We start from the raw sequence: 22,385 nt of genomic DNA, 5'->3' as shown, positions 1-22,385 counted from the left end.
TGAAGAGAATCATAATTCGCAAATCATACATCCTCATTATCTTTGCCGCACATGATGATGCAATTACATTATTGGCTAAAAAAGCAGATATTTAAGATTGTAGATTTTTTTTATCCGCCGTTTAAAAAATTTATTCCGTTACGAACGTTTCGCTATGCGGTTTGCGGCGGCAGCAATTTGGTATTGAGCAATACACTATTCTTTGTTTTCTTTCATTATGTCGTGGGCAAACAGTTTATTCCGCTTCATTTCGGAAGTATTTCTTATGTAATTTCTCCACACGTTGCAGCGCTGATTTTATCATTCATCGTGTGTACACCCATAGGCTTTTATCTCAACTTATTCGTGGTATTTCCCGGCTCGCAGTTGAGGCGGCGTATCCAGTTTGTACGTTATTTTCTGGTGTGTATTCTAAACCTGATATTGAATTATATCTTGCTAAAATTCTTTGTAGAGAAGCTGCATATTTATCCAACCATTGCCAATATTCTAAACACCGTGATTGTGGTAACGCTCACTTACATTCTGCAACGAAACTTTTCGTTCAAAGAAAAGCGCAATCAATGATGTCCGAAAATCCATCGATACAGCAAAATCAATAGTGCAACAAGGAACATCAGAATAGAAATTCTGTTCATGCCATGCATCATTTTGAGATAAGTATCGGGTTTGTCTTTTTTATCGCGCTTCTTGATGTATAGATATTCTGCTATTTGCCTTAAAATGCCCATATAAAAAGTTTGAGAAACAAAGTTATCATTTTTACGGCAAAGCCTTACATTTGCAAACGCTTTCGGGGAATTAGCTCAGTTGGTAGAGCGCTTGCATGGCATGCAAGAGGTCAGCGGTTCGAACCCGCTATTCTCCACGTTAAAATCAAGCACTTATCATAATATGTAAGTGCTTTTTTATTTTCGATAAACTCTTGAAATACATTATTTTATAACAAACTCGTAGCTGCCTGAACTAATCGAATATTCTCTTACATTTTTTATTCGTTGGTTTTTATAATACGCAGTTTGCCCCGGCAGAAGCGGAAAATTAATTGTAGCCGAAGCATTCGCCGGAATAGTTACATTATAATAAACAATATTTCCATTTCTCTTCCATGATGAAATAATTTTTCCGTAAGGACTTATATGCTCTGCCGTGAAATAATTTAAGCTATCGACAAAATTTGGGGCTAATAAAACATTTTTAAATCCCGGATGATTTTCATCGGGTTTAATACCGCCGAGAGCTTTGTATAACCATGCGCCTATTTCGCCGAACATAATATGGTTGAGCGATAAATCTCTTTTCAAATTAATATTCCAGTTTTCATACAAGGTAGTTGCGCCATTTACAATCCACCAGCCCCATGAAGGAAATGTTTTTTGTGCAGCTAAACGATACGCTGTTTCAGCCTGTCCGTTATCGCTCAAAGCGCCGAGTATCGCTTTCGCGCCAAGGATGCCTACGTCCAGATGATAATTATTTGCAGCCACCGAATCGGCAAGGTTTGCCGCGACTTTACGCTTTAAGCTGTCCGGCACAATTCCCCAAAACAAAGGCATACTCAATTCCGTTTGAAAACCATCTGCATATATTGCTTTTTTTGCATTCAGATATTTTTCGTTGATGGCATTTTTTATTTTTTCTGCTAATACCCCATACTTTATATAGTCATCATTTTTGTGCAGCACATGAGCCGCTTTTGCCAGAATATTTACATCTACATAATAATAAACAGACGAAACTAATTCTACCGGAGTTTTGGACTTCAAGGGTGCCCAATCGCCAAGTCCCCAATCAGTCAATCCTGTGGGATACAACTCATCAATATGATTTACATAACGCTTTATATTTTCATAATTGTCGCTCAAAATTTTACTATCGCCATAGAACAGATAGACATTCCATGGGATAATGGCGACAACGCTTGTCCAGTCGGGTCCATTTCCCCATTCATATCCCCAGCCGTCGGTTGGGATAATGGACGGCAACACACCATTCGGCTGCTGCTCATCGCGAACATCTCTCAGCCATTTTTCATAAATAGTAATGGCATCAAAATTATACAAGCCCGTTTCGCTGGCAATATGCGCATCGCCTGTCCAGCCGTTTTTCTCGCGTTGCGGGCAATCGGTGGGATAGCCGAAAAGATTGGACAAATAAGAAGCATTGGTCGCTGCGTAAATTTTATTAATCAATTCACTGGATGTTTGAATATTTCCGACAGGCGCTACATCGCTGTGCATAAAATATGCAGTAAGATTTTCTTTGCTCAAGGATATTGGTTTGTTTGCTTTCACTTCTACATACTGAAATCCTTTGTAATCAAAATGCGGCATAAAAGTTTCGGCGCCTTTTCCGTTCAATGTATAAATATCGGTAGCAAAAGGGTCGTAACTGCGCGTATTTTCGGCAAGAAAATAATCGACATTGGACTGGTCAGGATAGCCATTTTTATCTAATCGTTCTGCGTGAATCACATGAACAAGAGTGCCGGAATCGCCATTCAGCGTAATGCGCGTAACGCCTGCAATGTTGCGCCCAATATTAAAGATGTAAACCGAGTCATTCATTTTGGTAATGCTTACCGGTTTTATTTCTTCCACGTTGCGTATAGGCTGCATAGCTGCTGCCGAAATATATTCGCCCGGCGCTTTTCTATATACTATATTTTTCCATTTGCTGTCGTTGAAGTTTACCGTGTTCCATCCGAGCTGCTCCCGTCTTGCATCATAATGTTCTCCTGTGTAAATACTGTTATAAACAATTGGTCCAAGAGATGTTTTCCAGTTTCTGTCCGAACTTATTGTTTCTACCGAACCATCGCTGTAGGTAATTCTTAAATCAAAACAAAATGCCGGGCGATTGCGCCACGGAGCACGCTCATAATCCCAAACTGCCTGTGTTTGAAAATTGTACCAGCCGTTACCGAGAATTACGCCAATGGCATTTTTGCCTTCCTGTAAATTTTGTGTTACATCATAAGTTACATACAAATTGCGACGGTCAAAACGTGTATATGCAGGGTCTAAGCGGTGGTTGCCTATTTTCTTGCCATTGATATATAATTCATACAATCCGGCAGCGGCTATGTATGCTCTGGCAGATTTGATAGATTTGGAAGCATCAAATACTCTGCGGAAATACGGAGCAGGCTTAATATTTCTATCCTCTCCATCGCTTATCCACCAGCCTCTCCAATTGGCTTCTGACAGCATTCCCGTTTCAAAAGAAGCAGTTGATGAAACAGGATGTTTGTCTCCGTTTTTCCAAACAGAAACTCGCCAGTAATATTTTGTAAAAGGTTGTAGTTTTTTTCCCCGGTAAGTAATAAGATTAACCGAAGAATCGACTTTTCCTGTTTCCCAAAAATTGCCCGTTCCTTTTGAAACGCTGATGGAATCAGTACCCACAGCAATTTGATAAGCGCTTTGAAATACACCGGAAGTTGCATCTGGAATATGCCATACAAATCGCGGATGAATATTATCGATACCAATCGGATTTTCAAGATACTCACATTTCAAACCAACAACCTGCGCCTGAGCAGAAAACACTGATATCGAAAGAAAAAATAAGAACAACAACTTCATAATAGCCGGTTTTGTTTCTCTACTTTTCATAATATTTAAATCGTTTCTGTTTATAGTTTCAATAGTATTTTATTATTTTCGGGAGTTAATCTAAAAACTGAGCCTGCCGCCTTGCTGAATGTGCCCTGCGTTGCCTCGACTTTATAAGAAGTTTTTTCGAAGACAGCTTGAACAGATTGCTGTACAATATTTTGAAATGGGAGATTCACTGAATCTGCGGTTTCAAGTTCCAAATACCATTTCTGTTGGATATTGCTATCCAAATATATAGCTATTTGCCTCTCTGTAAATTCTATGTGCAATATTCCCGGAATGTTTTTTAATTGCCAGCTGATTTTTAAAATACCTTTTTGACTGTCATCCACAGAAACAACATTCCCGTCCACAAGGACATTTTTTCCGTCAATTATTGTTTTAAATTCAAGCCCGGCACGCTTGTTTTCTTTGCTCCACAAATAACCATCGACAAACGGCAATGTAAACAACCGGCATTCATTGGAAGTTGCGGCATTTTGAAAATATGGCGAAACAAGATTCTCGTCGAACAAATGTATATCCCTGAAACGCAATGCGCCATTCTCCCACAACAAATTTGCTCTGTAATACCTGCTGTTAAACCACACTGTTTTTTTATTGCCGTTCCGAACATCTTCCAAAGCCGTAACCGACGTTGACGGAGTTACGAGAAAATGTTTTTTAAACCATTGACCGGACTCAGCCAAAGTTTCTACACGCACTTGTTTTTCGTCCCTTAATTTTTCAATCAACGGGAATTGTAGCTCAAGACCTTTTGCCATTGCATTCCACGTAAAAGAATTTTCCTGCCCGGCTTGCGTATAAGCAAATGCCATTGATGCGCCGTTTACGAATTGTTTTAAAAACCAATTTATCCATACAGCATTTCCGCCGGCTCTCGGATAAACAGGTTCGAGTGTTATTACACCTTGTCTTGATTGTTCCAATCCATCGTCGTACTGATGTATCGGGTCGCTGCCCAGCATTCTGAAAACAGGAACAGGAATTTGTTTGTTCTTATGTTGCGCCGGCATATAAACATTCACTTTGCTTGGATAGTATGCCTGATTCCAGTATCCGCCCCACAATGTATATCCGTCTGTGCCATATTGATCTTTGCAGTTGGCGGAAGCGACTATATGATACTTATTGTACATATACTGTAAGCTGTAAGCATCAATAAACCACGATGCAACGGATTTAGGATAATAGCCGAATATTTTTTTGAAATCCTTCATATAAGTATCAATCAGTTTTCTCCTTTCGCCGGGTGTATAACCGGTTGAAAAACCAACATTAGCACGCCAATCCCATGGATAACGTCCGCGCCATTTCATACCCGAATTTTCTACCAGCGGCTGCGGAATTTCCCACCACGCGCCTATTTCAAACGAATCGCGCGGAAGCGCTTTCAACAGTTTTTGATACCGGGCATCCATTAAAGCATCGTATTGCAATAAAAAAGTTCCACCTAAATGGCACTTCCGCATTAAAGCAATTTGATTAACAACAGTTTGGTATAAAACATCTTCAGTAATCGCAGGGTCGCGAGGCTCCAATAACCGGATAAAGTTGACTATGTTCACGATGCGTGGAGACTGGCAACTGCCTGTCTTTGCTATACAAAAAAGCAGAAAACAACTAAAAACGACCTTTCTCATGTGCATAATTTACATATTCGGGTATTTATTATTTGTCAAGCAACCGGATTTGATAGCTAAACGATGTGGGACGGGAATACACTCTGTATTTTTCCAACGGACGCGGACCACAACCATTAGAACCAACACCCAGTGTTTTATGTTCAATGCACAAAACCGTATGATTACTCTTTGGCAAATCAATTCTGTATTCAACATTTTCCATTTCCTCATCACTGTACGGAAGTGCGGAAAACTGGAACAGGCTATCTGTGTGTATTACGGAAAATTGATTGCCTCCCGCATCCAGCAAACTGACTGTACGTACATCTTCATGATTGCCGCACTCCATCGGTTTTTCGTAAGGTGTCATTAGCTCTTCAACGCTGCTGTAATAATTTCCGACATCTGAGCCTTGCTTTCTATCAGCGTAATTTTCCATCGGACCTCTGCCGTAATATTGTACGCTATCCATGCTTTTATTTAAAAAATATCTTACGCCTATGTGCGCCAGCACAATATCGGAACTACTGAACTTAACATCATTGGAAACATTAATCACACCTTTGCCGTTGATGGTATAAGCTACATGATGCTCCACCCAAAAACCATTTCTGCCTGTGCCTCTCAGGTCTACAGATATTTCCACTAAGTTGGATGCTGCTTTTTTGTAAGCGACATTTTCTGCTTTCCACGACAATGAATTTAAACCATATTTCATCCAATCCCTGTAAGCCCACATATCATCAATCTGATGCGGTGCACGCCACAAATGCAGCATTGGACCACCATTTGCCTGCAAGAGTTCCGTATTATTTTCCAGCATCTTTGAAAAAGTACCTTTTGTTTTATCAAATTCCAGTAAGAATCTGCTGCCCTTAACGGTAATAAATTGCGAAGCATCATTTACCGTAATATCTTCTCCATTGTCCGTTATTCTTGTTTCCGGAGCAGATGCAGGTAACAATATTTGCTGCGATGCAACTTCATAACCTTTATTTGCCCACAGCAAATCTTTGGTTGTGTAAAAAGCTATTCTTACAAAATATTCGCTGCCGGCACGCGGTTTCAGCTTATAAGGGATTTTAATATCTTTTTCCTTTTGTGGTGCAATATTTCCTGTTTTAAAATCGCCGGAAGCAATTACATTGCCATTTTCGCTTAGCTCCCATTTCGCAGAAAAATTGTTCAAGTTGGCAAACTGATAACGATTGCTGATAGTAAATATTTGCTTGTCAAAATCTTTCGCAGCAATACTTATCCATTGATATGCATGCTTTAATTCGGGATATTGCGGCTTCGGATTTCTGTTGGAAAATACTACGCCTTTATGAATAAAATAATGGTCGTTGGGAACTTCGCCAAAGCCGCCGCCATAAGCGGTTATCGGGTGTTTCGGGTCGCGGTTGTTATAAATTCCCTGGTCTTGCCATTCCCATATTGCACCGCCCAGCAATGCAGGATATTTGTTGAATAAATCGTTATACTCATCCACCGACCCCATAGAATTGAACATGGAATGCGCATATTCACACAGGTAAAAAGGTTTTACTAAAGTCTTATCCTTAGCATGTTTTTCCAGATTATCTACATCGGTGTACATTTCACTGTCTATGTCTGCGGGATTATTATCTCCGATACCAAAACCCTGATAATGCGTTGGGCGTGTAGAATCTATTGTTTTTATAGTTCGCAAAGCCGCCCTGAAATTGCTTCCACCGCTGCCGCATTCATTTCCCAAAGACCAGATGATTACAGAAGGATGGTTTTTAAAGCTTTCCACATTTGCCACATTTCTGTCTATAATGGCAGCTTTAATTCGTGGGTCTTCATTAAATTCATCCCACGAGCCATGACATTCGAGGTTGGCTTCCGCTACCAGATAAATTCCGTACTTATCGCATAGTTCATACCAGTAAGGGTCATCGGAATAATGGCAGGTGCGCACATGATTGCAATTGGCTTGTTTGATTAGAATAATATCTCTAATCATTTGTTCTCTTGTAATGGCGTGTCCGTCATCGGGCCAGTTTTCGTGCCTGTTTACACCTTTCAGTTTTATGGGCACACCGTTTACCAAAAACAATCTGCCTTTGATTTCTATCTTCCTAAAGCCGGTTTGTGAAGATAAAATTTCTGTGTTGTTGCCTTTCCCATTCGTCAAAGTAAGAACAGTTGTATAAAGCACAGGCGTTTCTGCCGTCCATTTTTCAGGATTTTTTACGGGAAAATTTACCGAGACCAACACTTCTTCTCCCGGCTGCAAAGCGGGCACGGAAGTCTCTGCCGATGCGCCTTTTACGGATTTTTGCTCATCATACAAAACGGCTTTCAATGTTTGCGGCGCAGTAGCTGAACTACCGTAGTTTTTGACTTTTACACTTATTTTTTCAGTTGCATTTTTATACTGGTTATCCAAATCTGTCTTAATAAAAAAATCCCGGATGTGTTCATCAGGGCTGCTCCACAGCGTTACGTTTCTGAAAATACCACTCAAGCGCCACATATCCTGGTCTTCCAGATAACTACCCACGGTAAAGCGATATACTTCGGCGGCAATTATATTTTTTCCCGGTTTCACATATTTTGTAATATCAAATTCGGCAGCATTACGGCTGTTCACACTATAACCTACTTTATGACCATTAATCCATAAGAAAAAACCCGCATCCACACCATCAAAAGTTACAAATATTCTCCGCCCCTGCCACGATGCAGGCAGTTCAAAATCTCTGCGGTAGCTGCCGACCGGATTGCGTTGCTCGTAAGTAGTATAACTTACCGGCGGTGTACTCATTACATGAGGAAAATCTTTTTGAAAAATATAAGTATAGTTGCTGTAATTGGGCGTTCCGTATCCTTCCACCTGCCAGTTGGACGGAACATTTATATCAGCCCAATGGGAAACATCGTAATCTGGTTTGTAAAAATCAACCGGGCGTTTCTGGGGCCAATCTACATAATTGAATTTCCAGTTGCCGTCCAGACTCTTGCAGAAAGAGGAAGCAAACCTATCGGCATTTAAAGCTTCAGACATCGAACCGTAAGGCATCAAAATTGCGTGCGCCGGTTCTTTATTGATACCGATGCATTCCGGGTCTTCAATTTCCTCAGGAATCGAAGCCGTATCTGTCTTGGAAAAAAGATGATTAAAAGAGTACGGAACAGTCGAAGTATCGGTGTGCGTCTGAACACTATTAACCGGAAAAACCAACCCGAAAAGAAGATTGAGACGTAAAAAAATGGTCAACATTAGTTTTCTGAATTTATTGTTTAAGATTACAAACAATGCTGAAACAAAGAAAACAAATAATTAACAAATAGTTCTTAACAATAACAATCTGTTCAAAATTTGGATTGAATGAATACAATAAATAATATAAAATAAAACAGCTGCACAACATCATTGTACAGCCGTTCAAAAGAAAGTCCCGGCTTTTTAACTTACACCACTCCCATTTTCAACTTTATTATCAGGATTTACAAAAACCAATTTCCCTTCTGTATTTTCCGCCATTAAAATCATGCCGTTGCTTTCGATGCCGCGCATTTTACGAGGCGCAAGATTTGCCACAACCGTTACCTGTTTACCCACAATTTCTTCAGGGGAAAAGTGCATAGCTATGCCGGAACAAATAGTGCGCACTTCGTCGCCCATATCGATTTGCAGCTTCAATAATTTGTCAGCCTTCGGAATTTTTTCTGCTTCGATAATCGTACCTACACGCAAATCGATTTTTGCAAAATCATCGAACTGAATTTGTGCTTTCCGGTTTGCAACTTCCGGTTTCGCTTCTATTGAAACACTTGCTGCATCTGCTTTTACCAAACCTGCTTTTAGTTTTTCTATTTGATAACTAATTTCTTCGTCTTCTATTTTTCTAAACAACAATTCAGGCGGGTTAAGCGAATAGCCAACACTTAATAATTTGATTCTTCCACCGTTTTTCCATTCCAGCATTTTATCCACCACTTTCATCATCCTGCACAATTTACGTGCGGTATTCGGTAAAAACGGATTGATGAAAATGGCAAGATTGGCACAAAGTTGTAAACACAAATGCAGACAATTATCAATCAATTGCTGGTTCTGCGGATTTTCTTCCAAAGTCTTTGCAACAATCCAAGGCTCTTTTTCCTGCATATATTTATTGCCTTTGCGCGCAAGGTCAATCACTTCAAAAAGTGCATCACGAAATTTATAGTTTTCAAGATTTTTTTCGATCGCAATTTTTGTATTTTCAATATCTGCAATTAACGTTTCATCTTTTTCATCCAACAGTGCAGCGTGCAACGGCGGCACTTTGCCGTTGCAGAGTTTATGCATCAGCACAAAACTTCTGTTTACAAAATTGCCGAAGATGCTTACGAGTTCGCTATTGTTCGCATCCTGAAAACCTTTCCACGTAAATTCACTGTCTTTGTTTTCGGGAAGAATTGTTGTGAGATAATAACGCAGCACGTCTGCCATTTGCGGTCCGCCGTTTTCTTTCTTGATGAAATCATCAATATAATCCTGCATTTCGAGTTTCCAGTTTCGGCTTGTACTCATCTTGTCGCCTTCAAGATTGACGAACTCGTTGGCAGGTACATTGTCAGGCAAAATATTGCCGTGCAACTTCAGCATCACGGGAAAAATAATACAGTGAAAAACGATATTATCCTTCCCGATAAAATGAATGAGCTTCGTGTCTTTATCGCCCCAGAGAACATTGTAATCGAGATTATTATCAAGACAAAATTGTTTCGTCGCGCTTATATATCCAATCGGCGCATCGAACCATACATACAAGACTTTAGACTCTGCGCCGGCGATGGGAACGCGGATACCCCAATCCAAATCTCTTGTAACAGCGCGCGGCTGCAAACCGCCGTCCAGCCAGCTTTTGCACTGACCGAGCACATTGGTTTTCCAATCGTTTTTATGGTCTTCGAGAATCCATTTGCGCAGCCATTCTTCATGTCTGTCCAAAGGCAAGTACCAATGTTTCGTTAAACGTTTTACGGGCGCTTTTCCGCTTAATGTGCTTACAGGATTAATCAACATTTCGGGACTTAAACTTGTGCCACATTTTTCGCACTGGTCGCCGTAAGCGCCATCGAATCCGCAATTGGGACAAGTTCCTTTGATATATCTGTCGGCGAGAAATGTTTGCGCTTCTTCGTCGTAAAACTGTTCCGATTCTTTTATTTCCAAGTCGCCATTATCATTCAACTTGGTAAAAAATTCCTGCGCCGTTTTGTGATGCAGCGGCGACGACGTGCGATGATAAATATCAAACTGAATACTTAAATCTTCAAAGTTTTGTTTGATGATTGGATGATATTTATCGATAATCGCCTGCGGCGTTGTACCTTCTTTTTTTGCCTGAATGGGAATGGCTGTTCCGTGCTCGTCGCTGCCGCAAACAAATACTACGTCTTTGCCTTGCGCTTTTAAATAACGTACAAAAATATCTGCCGGTAAATATGCGCCAGCCAAATGCCCGATGTGTTTCAAACCGTTGGCATAAGGCAATGCTGCCGTAATCATGTATCTTTTCGCTGAACTCATTTGTATAAAATTAGGTGGACAAAGGTATTGCAAAGTAAGGGAAAACCGAAAGAGAGAATTGGTCTTAGACAAAGACTATACGCTATACTCAAACATTTTCTGCACTACCACTCCGCTCTCGCGCTGGGACTTGCGTCTAACGAAGTAAACTCGTTGTTTTGATATTTATGATAAGCCGTCATGGCAATCATTGCAGCATTGTCCACGCAATATTGGAAATCGGGAATAAATGTTTTGATATTATTTTGCAAACCATATTCTGTCAAAGCCATCCGTAATCCGCTATTGGCACTTACACCGCCCGCAATGCACACTTGCTTCACACCGGTTTGTACAACAGCTTTTTTCAATTTCTTCATTAAAATACGAATAATAGTCCGCTGAACAGAGGCGCATAAATCATTTAGATTTTCTTCAATAAAATTTGGATTTTCCCGGACTTGCTTTTGCAAAAAATACAATACCGAAGTTTTTAGTCCGCTGAAGCTGAAATTCAGTTCGGGAATTTGCGGCTCTGCAAATTTGAATGCATTCGGGTTTCCAAGCTTTGCATATTTATCAATTAACGGACCACCCGGATATTTCAAACCCAACAATTTTGCCGTTTTGTCAAATGCTTCTCCGGCGGCATCATCAATGGTTTCGCCAATAACTTCCAATTGCAAAGGCGAATGCGCCAGTACAATTTGCGTATGCCCGCCGCTTACCGTCAAACATAAAAAGGGAAATGCAGGTTTATTTTCCGCAATCAGGTTCGCCATTACATGCGCCTGCATATGATGTACACCAATCAAAGGTTTCTCCAAAGCCAAAGCCAGCGATTTGGCAAACTGTGCGCCTACCAAAAGGCTCCCGATTAACCCGGGTGCCTGTGTAAAAGCAATTGCATCCAATTCTTCCCGGGAACAATTTGCTTCTTTCAAAGCAGTTGTAACCACAGGCACAATATTTTGCAAATGCGCGCGACCGGCAAGTTCCGGCACCACACCGCCGTATTGCTCGTGAATTTTCTGCGTAGCAATAATGTTTGACAATATTTCTCCGTTTCTACAAACCGACGCGCTGGTTTCATCGCAGGAACTTTCTATCGCCAATAAAGTAATATTCTTAGCCGATTGTTGCATAATTAAGTGGGCAAAGATAAATATTAATCGCGAGGTGTGAGTCCGCGAAATAGATTGCCACACATCTATTCCACTTTCAACACCACTGCATATTTGCTAAAAATATTTTTCGACGATTTTTTCGGGAAAACTATTTCATTCGTTGCTGCATTCCATTTCAGTTTTTCTTTTGTTCCTAAAATGGAAATTTTGTTTTGTTTCGATGTAAACCCTTCGGGCAAATGCAGCGTCTGCGGCAATGTTACTACATCATTTTTTTCATCGGAAAGAATGAAAATGTATTTTGCTTTTCCGTCTTCCGATTGCGTGTAAACAATATTGTTTTCTTCGTAAGGCGCCAAAGGTTTGGAATCATAAACCGCATCGCCGTAAACGTGCATCCACGCGCCAATATCTTTTAACCGACTGTACGCCGTATCGCTCCAATCGCCTTCGGGCGAAGGTCCGATATTCAACAATAAATTGCCGCCGCGCGAAACTATTTTAATCAACAAATGCACCACATAATTTGCCGTTTTATAATGGTCGTTCGGCACATAGCTCCACGAGTTTCCCAGCGTAATGCAGCTTTCCCAGGGATTGTTCAAAGGCTCGTCCGGAACAGTTTGTTCCGGCGTTTGATAATTCTCGTATTTGCCCGGAACGGTTCTGTCCACAATCAAAATTCCGGGTTGGTTTTTACGCGCCATCGCAGCAATGCGCGGCATATCAATATCCTGATTGTAACGAATACCTTTTTGCCAATCCACGTTTTTATCAACGCTTGCCAGCGGACGAACCCAGCCGCCGTCCAACCACAAAATATCCACGGAACCGTACCCGGTTGTCAGTTCATTTATTTGATTATAAACAAAGTTTTTAAAATCGTTCCACCGTTGCGGATATTTGGCAGGGTCGTAATTCACGTTTCGGTCTTTCGGCGGAAAATACGGCCACCAATAATCTTGGCTGTGCCAATCGGGCTTGGAAAAATAGGCGCCAATCATAAAGCTGTCTTTCCGAAAACTCTTAAATACTTCTTTCGCAATGTTCGCTTTCGGATTGGACGAAAAAGGCGTTTTGGACGAAGTAACTTTGTAATCGGTCTGATGCGTGTCGAACATACAAAAACCATCGTGATGTTTCGTTGTAAACACCACGTATTTCATGCCTGCATCTTTAGCAGCAGTCGCCCATTTGTCCGGATTAAATTTTATGGGATTGAAAGTCGTTTGCAAATTTTCATAAGCCTTTACATAATCAAAATAATTATCGGCATACGGACCTTTGCGTTGTGTCCAGCCTTCATCTTCGGGACAAATGCTCCAACTTTCCACAATACCCCATTCGCTGTAAGTTCCCCAATGCATCAGCAAACCGAATTTTTCTTTTTGCCAATGGTGCAGTTTCTTCAAAACCAGCGGGTCGGTCGGATACTCATACGTTTTGGATTTTTTGTGTTGCTGCGCAAATGCAGTGTTTATCAGTATTACAGAAGATAAAAGAAGAAAATATTTTTTCATAACATTGAACGATAAGATTTTAAAGATAATATTGAATTGTGAAACATTCAAACATTTTTTCAATAAAACACAATCAACTATTGAGTATATTTGAAGCAAGATATCTGCTACTCAACCCAATAATATGTACAGCTTTAAAAACGATTATTCCGAAGGAGCGCATCCAAATATTCTCAACAAATTAATAGAAACAAACCTTGTTCAACAGGCAGGTTACGGAGAAGATGATTATTCAACGGAAGCAAAAAACATACTGAAACAAAAGCTGAATAACGATGATGCGAAAATATATTTTGTGTCCGGCGGCACACAAACTAATTTTATCGTTATTGCAGCATTGCTTCGCCCGCACGAAGCCGTAATAAGCGCAGACACGGGACATATTTTTACCAACGAAGCAGGCGCCATCGAATCTTCGGGACACAAAATAATTCCTATTCCTACGAAAGACGGAAAAATAAAAACGGAAGAAATCGCGAACATCCTAAAAGAATACAATTCGCCCAACACGGTAAAACCTAAGCTGGTGTACATTTCCAACGCTACGGAATTAGGAACGATTTACAGCAAAAACGAACTGTCGGCACTATTTGAATTTTGCAAATCCAACAATTTGTATTTGTTCATGGACGGCGCAAGGCTCGGCAATGCTTTAACGGCGTACGATAATGATTTGACATTCTCAGACATTGCTGCATTGACAAATGTGTTCTATATCGGCGGCACGAAGAACGGCGCGTTGCTCGGCGAAGCAATTGTTTTCAACACATCCGAACTTGCAACGGACTTTGATTACATGGTAAAACAAAAAGGCGCATTGTTGTCCAAAGGAAGAGTGCTGGGCATCCAGTTTTTGGAATTGTTCAAAGACGATTTGTATTTTTCCCTGGCAAAAAGAGCGAATGATTTGTGTATGAAAATCATCAACGCAGCGAAAGAACAAGGTTATTCTTTTTTGGCGGAAACCTCGACCAATCAGGCATTTCCGATATTACCGAACAAACTGATTGAAAAATTAATGCAGCGATATTCGTTTTATATTTGGGAAGAAATAGATACAAATTTTTCAGCCGTAAGATTGATTACTTCCTGGGCGACTGATGAAGATAAGGTGGATGAATTTATTAGGGATTTGAAAAGTTTGAGTTTGTAAAAGCTCTCCGGCATTTGAAATGCCGAAGCTGTATAGGCGAATTTGTAATTCATAATAATGGATAATGAGAATGCACAGATACAGATTTGCGATGGCACATCACAGCGAGCAGCTGGATGAATTTATTAATGATTAAAAAAAATAGAGCTTGTATTATCAATCCTGAGCAAGATGAAAAACTACATTGAGCTAACTATTATTTGCAATTTGTATAAATTCGTGCGTAATGTACACCGCCAACATTATTACACACAAAGGGCAAAAACGCATTGCCGTAACTTTTGAAAAGCAACCCGAACTGATTGCACGTTTCAAAAAGCTGAAAGGTGCAAGATGGAGCGCTTCGCTCAAGGTTTGGCATTTGCCCGATACAGCTGAATACCGCAAACGATTCGGCGTAGAAGTTGCGCCCGTATCCAAAGAAATATTGCTGAAAATTCACGAAATCAATAAGCCCGCCATGCAGCGTTTGGTGGAAGAATTGCAACTGAAAGGTTACAGCACAAACACAATAAAAACGTACAAAAACGAATTTGCACAACTGCTGTATATACTCAAAAACCATCCTGTTGATAAGCTGAATGCCGATAAAATTCGCGGTTATTTTCTCTATTGCATCAACGAACTGAAAATGACGGAAGCCTTGCTGCACAGCCGTTTCAATGCCGTAAAATTTTATTTTGAACAAGTACTGAAGCGCGAAAAAGTTTTTGTAGAAATTCCCCGACCCAAAAAGCCGTCAAAACTGCCCAAAGTCATCAATGCGCAAGACATCAAAAAAATGTTTGACGCAACCGACAATCTGAAACATAACTTGATGCTGAAACTATGCTACGGAATGGGCTTGCGCGTAAGCGAGATTGTGAATCTGAAAATAACGAACATCGACAGCAAGAATATGCAAGTGTTGATAGAACGCGCCAAAGGCAAAAAAGACCGCTATGTAAACCTGCCCGAAAGCGTATTGGGCGAGCTTCGTGCTTACTACAAAACATACCAACCGAAAGAATATTTGTTTGAAGGGCAATATGGCGGGCAATACAGCCTGCGCAGTGCACAACAGGTTTTCAAAAACGCGCTGAACAAAGCAAAAATAAATAAGCAGGTAGGCATCCACAGCTTGCGCCACAGCTTTGCTACACATTTGTTGGAAGCAGGAACAGACATCAGTTACATTCAAAAACTTCTTGGCCACAACGACATCAAAACCACATTGATTTATGCCGAAGTAGGCAAGAAAGATTTGAAGAAAATAAAAAGCCCGCTGGACAATATTCCATAGTTGCGCATTTTGGATATTTTAAAATAATGAATTTTTTGAACTTCTTGAAAATCAATTTGCGAAAATGTTAAAGTTGCGTATATTTGAGAGTTATAGGCAACCCCAAAACCCACCGCACATTTAGCACATTTTGGTTTTTCCAACCGCACAAACCAATGCTAAAAAAACCAAAAAGAGCTAAATTTTCCAACGCTCAACCAACATAAATCAAAACAATATTCTTATATTTGACGAAAATTGTCAAATTATGTTGGATACTTTAATTTCTATTGGAGATACTTTAAAAGAGATACGGGAAACCAAAGGTTTTCATCTTCAAGAGGTTGCTGAAAAGACAACTATCAACTATACTTCTTTGAGTAGAATTGAAACAGGAAAACGACTTCCGACAAAATCGCAAGTTCAAATTTTGGCTTCATTTTACAAGTACAGCGAACAAGAACTAATCAAACAACTGATAAGCGACAAAATCATTTACGAAGTTCAAAATGAGGATTTTGGACTTGAAGGATTTATTCTTGCCGAACAAAAAATAAAATACGGAAACTCACTTTTTAACGACTACGAAAATTTAGACAAATTTGAATTACATAGTCGTAGATACATCGGCAACAAAGCAAAATTAACAGATTGGATAATGGAAATTATCCAAAAAGAAACCACAGGAAACGACACTTTTATTGATATTTTTTCGGGTACTTCAATCGTTGCAAAAGAAGCAATGAAAACCTACAAAAATGTAGTTTTAAACGATATTTTGATTTCCAACAACATTGCTTACCAAGCGTTTTACGACAACAAAAAATGGAACTCAAAAAAAATTATTGACATCGTAAACGAGTACAACACTTTAAATCCAAAAGACTTAAAAGAAAATTATTTTTCTAAAAATTTTGGTGGCAAATTTTACGAACACGACATTTCAAAACTAATCGGACACATTCGTCAAGACATTGAAAACAGGAAAAACGAACTCAATTCAAAAGAGTACGCCATTCTTTTAACTTCGTTAATTTACACGATTGACCGACTTGCTAATACTGTCGGGCATTTTGACGCATACATCAAAAAACCGATTGCAAAACGCCCTTTGAATTTTCGCTTAATTCAAACCGAAGATTTTGCAGGAGCAAAAATTTATAAAGAAGATGCCAATAAATTGGTTAGAAAATTAAAAGGCGACATCGCATACATTGACCCACCTTATAATTCACGACAATACAGCCGTTTTTACCACATTTACGAGAATTTAGTACAATGGCAAAAACCTGAATTATTTGGTGTTGCATTAAAACCCGAACCCGAAAATATGAGTGAATATTGCACATCAAGAGCAAAACACGCTTTCAAAGATTTGGTCGAGAATTTAGATGTAAAATATTTGGCTGTTTCGTACAACAACACTTATAAATCGAAAAGCAAATCTTCTGCAAACAAAATCAAATACGAAGAAATTTTAGAGATTTTAAACAGCGTTGGAGAAACACAAGTGTTTGAACAATCGCACAAATATTTCAACACAGGAAAAACCGATTTTAATGACCACAAAGAATTTTTATTTATAACAAAAAAATATGACTAACCACAGCAAAACATATCGTTCGCCATTATTTTACGTTGGAGATAAATACAAACTCTATCCAAAAATCCGTAAATATTTCCCTAAAACGATAAATCGTTTTATCGAGCCATTTACAGGTGGTGGTTCGGTTTTTCTCAACGTAAATGCAAACGAATATTTACTGAATGACATTGATACAAATGTTATCAATATTCATCGTTTTTTAATTGAACAATCACAAAACCCGAAAGCATTTTTTGATAGCGTTTTTGAGGTTATTCAAGAGTACAATTTATCACATTCTTACATCAAAGACATTGTTCCACAAGAATTAAAGAACGAGTGGATAAAAACGTATTACGCCAAATTCAACAAAGATGGATTTGATAAATTAAAAGCCGATTACAATTCAAGTACCGAAAAAAGTGTTTTGCATTTGTATTTGCTTTTGATTTTTGGCTTTAATAGAATGTTGCGTTTTAACTCAAAAGGAGAATACAATTTACCTGTTGGAAATGTAGATTTTAATAAAAATACGGAAGTCGCATTGAACGATTATTTTCGTTTAACAAAGCAAAAAAACATAAAATTTTACAATTTAGATTTTTTAGATTTCTTCAAACAAATTGAATTTCAAGAGGACGATTTTGTATATCTTGACCCACCCTATTTAATTACATTTAGCGAGTACAACAAACTTTGGAACGAAGAAACCGAAAAACGATTACTTGACTTTTTGGAATGGTTGGACACCCAAAATGTAAAATTTGCAATTTCTAATGTTTCACATTACAAAGGAAAAATCAATCAGCAATTTTTTGAATGGAGCAGACAGCATAATTCATTCGACATAAAAAGTAATTACATCAGCTATCACGACAATTCTAACAAAGAATTTAAAGAAGTTCTGATAACCAATTATGAACCCGAAATTTTTGTTCCTACACAGGAAACAATCAACTTTACAGAACTTGAAACAGTATTAAGATAATGGCAAAGAAGAAAATAAAAAGAGTAGCAACGTATAAACAAATGGCTTTTGAAACAGCCGTTAGAAATCCTGAACGATACAAGGGAATTTTAACAGCAATTTCGCCATATATCAACAAAACGCTCAATGATGAAACACTTTTAAAAGTTGTTTCTTCGATGTATTTAAACGGAATTGTTTCAAGTGAAGGAGTTGAAATTGATGAAAATTCCACGATTGAAAGTATTGAAGATGCTGTTATCGAAGTGAATAGCACACGAAGAGCAGATGGTGGATTTCCGCAAGGTTATCAATCTCGTTTTTGGACTTACGTTAGAACTTTGTCAGAAATGGGGTTTGTGTTGGCTCAATACGGACAACCTTTGCAGTTTTCAGAAATTTCTTTGAAGTTAATCAACAACGAAATTGACGAACAAGAAGCGTTCTCTATTCAAGCAATGAAATACAACAGACGTTCGCCTTATCGCAATGTTTCAAATGATTTCAATTACTTCAAATTCATTTTGGAAGTGCTGAAACAACGTGAGCGAATTTCTTACGAGCAGTTTATCGTTTCTACTTTTAGCAATGACGGAGATGTTTCGGAATTTTTGAAAATCATTGATGAAAATACTTTTGGAGAACCAGCAGAGGTTGAGGAATTTTTACGAAATGAATACGGAACAAACCTAAAAGCACAAACGATTTTACGAGATTATCCAGATGTTGTACTTCGGGTTTTGATTATTACGGGTTTTGTTTCAATACAGTTTAGAGGTAAAGTTTTCATTTACAGAAACATTGCAAATGATGATTACATAAACGACTTACTTTCAGTAAATATTGAACTGACAAACGAGGAAAAAGAAAATCCAAGTTTGCATTTTGCAAAATTGGAAACTTACAATAATCAGCTACTTGAAATTGTTTACAAACATCGTGAAGAAGAATTAGAAGCAGACGGATTTGAGTATGTTCAAAAAGTTTCCGAAATCATCAAATTGTACGAACTAAACGAAGATAAAATCGTTGAAAGTATTGGTTATATCGGAACTTCTAAAAACATAATTCCTGCATTCAAATACATTGCAGAACCTTTGAAATTAGAGTTTTATTTGAGTTTAATTCTTGCTTTAAAATACGGAAAAGAATTTGCGATAAGACCTAATTACAAAGCCGATTACATCGGTTTACCAATTTCTCACGCACCCGGAAATACAGGCGACATTGAAGTTTACTCAAAGAAATTATATTGGCTCATTGAGGTAACTTTAATCAGAAACAAAACGCAACAATTAAACAGTGAAACTACATCAGTAATTCGCCATTTTTTGGACGACAACAAAATCAATAATTATCTTTCAAAATATCTTTCGTTTGTTGCACCTGTCATACATCAAGACACGAGAGAGTTTTTTGATTATTCGATTGTCAGACACAAAATTAAAGACCAACGATTTAACCTAAAACCATACTCAATCTCTGAATTTATTGATGTAACATTGACATCTGAAAACTTCAAGGATATGGAAAATTACACAAGCCAAGTGATTGAAGATTTTAGAAATAACCTAAATTAAAACGATATGGAATACGCAGATAACCAATTCATAAAAGCACAAGACTTATCGTTTGTAGGTGTATTACACGATATTAAAAAATCTCAAAAAGCGTTACAACCAGTTTTTGAGTGCTTTACTAATGCTTTGGAGGCAATTAAAATCAAACAAAAGTTAAATGCTGATTACAAGGGGGAAATTCTAATAAAAATTTTTGCTTCTGAAACGACTGTACAAAGTACAGAGTTTAACAGTTTGTCAATAACTGATAATGGTATCGGTTTTAATAATGACGAGTTTAAACGCTTCAATACATTCAAATTAACTGATAAAGGATTTAAAAATTTAGGTTCGGGTCGTTTACAGTATGTACATTATTTCGACAATACAACAGTAAAAAGCGTATTTGAACAAGACGAAAAATATTTTGAACGTGAATTTGTAGTTTCAAAAAAGGAAAACTTTTTGAAAGAAAATGCTATTGTAAAACATAGACATTGCAAAGAGGTAGATGCTTCTAATACAGAAACTACGGTTTCTTTTAGTGCTTTATTAGAAAATAGTGGTGTTTACAACGATTTGAACGAACAAACGCTAAAAGAAAAACTACTTGAAAGATACATTCACTATTTCTGTTACAACAAAGGGAAATTACCCAAAATAAAAATTGAGTTTTATGTACAATCTGAATTGAAAAGTGAATCTACAATTTCACAAGCTGATATTCCAAGTATAGATAAAACTCAATCAGTACAACTTCAATATTCTAAAAAAGGAAAAACAGGAATTGAAAAAACAGACAAAACGGAAGATTTTACGATAGATGCTTTCAAAATTCAAAAAAATATCCTCAAAGAAAACAAACTCAATTTGGTCTCAAAAGGAGAAGTTATTGAAGAATCAGATGTAAATCTTGAAAATCTTGCAGGTAGTGATAATGTAAAGGGAAACAAATATCTATTTTTGGTTTCAAGCAATTATATTGACGCAAGAGATACTAATTTAAGAGGTGTTTTGAACATTCCCAACAAAGATACTTTTGAAAAAGACCTATTTGCTAATCAAGAAGAAATACTTATTGAAGATATTCAGGAAGAGGTAAACAAGACTATTGATACAATGTATCCTGAAATCGAGGAAGTAAAACAAAAACATCAAGAGAGTTTCACAAAATTGAAAGAAATGTTTTTATTAGATGACGAAACCGCCAAAAATATCAATGTTTCGATTAACGATAGTGAAAGCGATATTTTGAAAAAGTTCTATGAGGCAGAAGCAAAGAAACAGGCTTCAATAGATGCTGAAATTAAAGAATCAATAGATAATTTAGAAAAACTTGATACACGTAGCCCAAATTACAAAGAAGAATTAGAAAAAGAAATTGGCAGACTTGTCAAAGCTATACCAATGCAAAACAAAAAAACTTTAACTCATTATGTAGCAAGACGAAAATTAGTATTGGATTTGTTGGATAAAATTTTAGCTCGACAATTACAAGTTCAACAACAAAAAGAAAATTATGACGAAGCATTGATACATAACTTGCTGTTTCAAAAAGGTTCAAATAACACAGAAAACAGTGATTTATGGATAATCAATGAAGATTTTATTTACTTCAAAGGAAGTTCGGAAAAGCAACTGAGTAAATTGGAAATTAACGGAGAACGAGTTTTTAAAGACAAATTTTCAGAGGAAGAAGAACGCTATTTAACTTCATTAGGAGAAAACAGAAAAATCAAAAGACCAGATGTATTACTTTTTCCCGAAGAAGGGAAATGTATCATCATTGAGTTTAAAGCACCACACGTAAACGCTTCTGACCACTTAACACAAATTGATACTTATGCAAATTTAATTCGGAATTATACAGAAGATAAATTTCAGATTACAACTTTTTACGGTTATTTGTTGGGCGAAAGTATAGAAACAAGAGATGTTCGAGGTGCGGTAAGTACATTTGAAGAATCGTATCAGTTTGATTATTTATTCAGACCATCTGCAAAAGTTGTAGGTTTTGACAACAGAAAAGATGGTTCAATTTATACCGAAGTAATCAAATATTCGACTTTACTTGAACGTGCAAAACAACGAAACAAAATATTCGTGGACAAACTAAAATAAAACCAACGCAAAAGCCATACACATTTGCAATTCGCACAAGCCAACCGCACAAAGCAAAAATTGCAAAAGAGTATGGCTTCCCCAACGCTCAACCAAGCGACCGAAAAAAGGGGTATGCCTATAACAAGGGTTTTGTGAAATGGCGGGAAAACGACTTCGATTGAAACTTTTGTGCTATCTTTGAAGTCGGTGCTTCGATTGAAAGTCAGTGCAAATAATCCGCCACTTCACAAAGCCCCGAACCGTTATCAGCAATCCTACTGAAACCCGTCTCTAAAAGAAAAAAGCCGAAAAGGTCACCATAAATAGTTTTTATG

Annotated in this window: 14 protein-coding genes and 1 tRNA gene; 8 read left to right on the top strand and 7 right to left on the bottom strand. The window is 38.0% G+C overall.

The window, feature by feature from the left end; translation table 11 throughout:
- The first annotated feature begins 51 nt into the window (after positions 1–51).
- The gene (locus A9P82_RS14840; protein ID WP_066209203.1) at positions 52–567 is read left to right on the top strand and encodes a GtrA family protein; all 516 of its coding nucleotides are present in this window, start codon (positions 52–54) and stop codon (positions 565–567) included.
- Here A9P82_RS14840 and A9P82_RS15680 read toward each other — a convergent pair.
- Positions 561–731 carry a DUF6728 family protein gene (locus tag A9P82_RS15680; RefSeq protein ID WP_197492193.1) on the bottom strand — a complete coding sequence of 57 codons (171 nt, stop codon included), beginning with the start codon at positions 729–731 and terminating at the stop codon, positions 561–563. The genes A9P82_RS14840 and A9P82_RS15680 overlap by 7 nt on opposite strands.
- A 64-nt stretch (positions 732–795) precedes the next feature.
- On the opposite strand from A9P82_RS15680, the gene A9P82_RS14835 reads away from it, so the two are divergent.
- Positions 796–868 (top strand) — tRNA-Ala (locus A9P82_RS14835).
- Positions 869–935: 67 nt separating this feature from the next.
- On the opposite strand, the gene A9P82_RS14830 is transcribed toward A9P82_RS14835, so the two are convergent.
- From A9P82_RS14830 to A9P82_RS14805, 6 genes are all read right to left on the bottom strand, one after another.
- Complete coding sequence (locus tag A9P82_RS14830; RefSeq protein ID WP_231891173.1) at positions 936–3,617, bottom strand: alpha-L-rhamnosidase; 2,682 nt, start codon at positions 3,615–3,617, stop codon at positions 936–938.
- Between the two features lie 20 nt (positions 3,618–3,637).
- Positions 3,638–5,263 carry a hypothetical protein gene (locus A9P82_RS14825; RefSeq protein ID WP_197492192.1) on the bottom strand — a complete coding sequence of 542 codons (1,626 nt, stop codon included), beginning with the start codon at positions 5,261–5,263 and terminating at the stop codon, positions 3,638–3,640.
- Between the two features lie 28 nt (positions 5,264–5,291).
- Positions 5,292–8,495, bottom strand: coding sequence for a glycoside hydrolase family 2 TIM barrel-domain containing protein (locus A9P82_RS14820; RefSeq protein ID WP_082915374.1), 3,204 nt, complete (start codon positions 8,493–8,495; stop codon positions 5,292–5,294).
- 186 nt (positions 8,496–8,681) lie between these two features.
- A complete protein-coding gene (gene metG, locus A9P82_RS14815) occupies positions 8,682–10,796 on the bottom strand; it encodes a methionine--tRNA ligase (RefSeq protein ID WP_066209199.1) in 2,115 nt (704 codons plus the stop codon).
- 104 nt (positions 10,797–10,900) lie between these two features.
- The gene (gene tsaD / locus A9P82_RS14810) at positions 10,901–11,920 is read right to left on the bottom strand and encodes a tRNA (adenosine(37)-N6)-threonylcarbamoyltransferase complex transferase subunit TsaD (protein ID WP_066209197.1); all 1,020 of its coding nucleotides are present in this window, start codon (positions 11,918–11,920) and stop codon (positions 10,901–10,903) included.
- A 65-nt stretch (positions 11,921–11,985) separates the two neighbouring features.
- Entirely contained in the window at positions 11,986–13,422 is a 1,437-nt protein-coding gene (locus A9P82_RS14805) for an alpha-L-fucosidase (RefSeq protein ID WP_066209194.1), read from the bottom strand.
- A gap of 124 nt (positions 13,423–13,546) precedes the next feature.
- On the opposite strand from A9P82_RS14805, the gene A9P82_RS14800 reads away from it, so the two are divergent.
- The 6 genes from A9P82_RS14800 to A9P82_RS14775 all read left to right on the top strand — a co-directional run bounded on the left by A9P82_RS14800 (position 13,547) and on the right by A9P82_RS14775 (position 22,068).
- Complete coding sequence (locus A9P82_RS14800; RefSeq protein ID WP_066209191.1) at positions 13,547–14,575, top strand: threonine aldolase family protein; 1,029 nt, start codon at positions 13,547–13,549, stop codon at positions 14,573–14,575.
- A 226-nt stretch (positions 14,576–14,801) separates the two neighbouring features.
- The gene (locus A9P82_RS14795; protein ID WP_066209187.1) at positions 14,802–15,857 is read left to right on the top strand and encodes a tyrosine-type recombinase/integrase; all 1,056 of its coding nucleotides are present in this window, start codon (positions 14,802–14,804) and stop codon (positions 15,855–15,857) included.
- A 247-nt stretch (positions 15,858–16,104) separates the two neighbouring features.
- A complete protein-coding gene (locus tag A9P82_RS14790) occupies positions 16,105–17,439 on the top strand; it encodes a DNA adenine methylase (RefSeq protein WP_066209183.1) in 1,335 nt (444 codons plus the stop codon).
- On the top strand, positions 17,432–18,409 hold the full coding sequence (locus A9P82_RS14785) for a DNA adenine methylase (protein WP_066209180.1): 978 nt from the start codon (positions 17,432–17,434) through the stop codon (positions 18,407–18,409). Before A9P82_RS14790 ends, A9P82_RS14785 begins: the two co-directional genes overlap by 8 nt.
- Entirely contained in the window at positions 18,409–19,968 is a 1,560-nt protein-coding gene (locus A9P82_RS14780) for an AlwI family type II restriction endonuclease (protein ID WP_066209174.1), read from the top strand. The genes A9P82_RS14785 and A9P82_RS14780 overlap by 1 nt, the downstream gene beginning before the upstream one ends.
- Before the next feature lie 6 nt (positions 19,969–19,974).
- Positions 19,975–22,068, top strand: a complete 2,094-nt coding sequence (locus A9P82_RS14775) for a hypothetical protein (RefSeq protein ID WP_066209171.1) — start codon at positions 19,975–19,977, stop codon at positions 22,066–22,068.
- The last annotated feature ends 317 nt before the right edge of the window (positions 22,069–22,385 follow it).

Origin of the sequence: Arachidicoccus sp. BS20 (genome assembly GCF_001659705.1) — a bacterium.
In the GTDB taxonomy this organism is placed as follows: Bacteria; Bacteroidota; Bacteroidia; order Chitinophagales; family Chitinophagaceae; genus Arachidicoccus.
The sequence above is the reverse complement of the archived record's forward strand: the minus strand, read 5'-3'. Positions and strand labels throughout refer to the sequence as shown.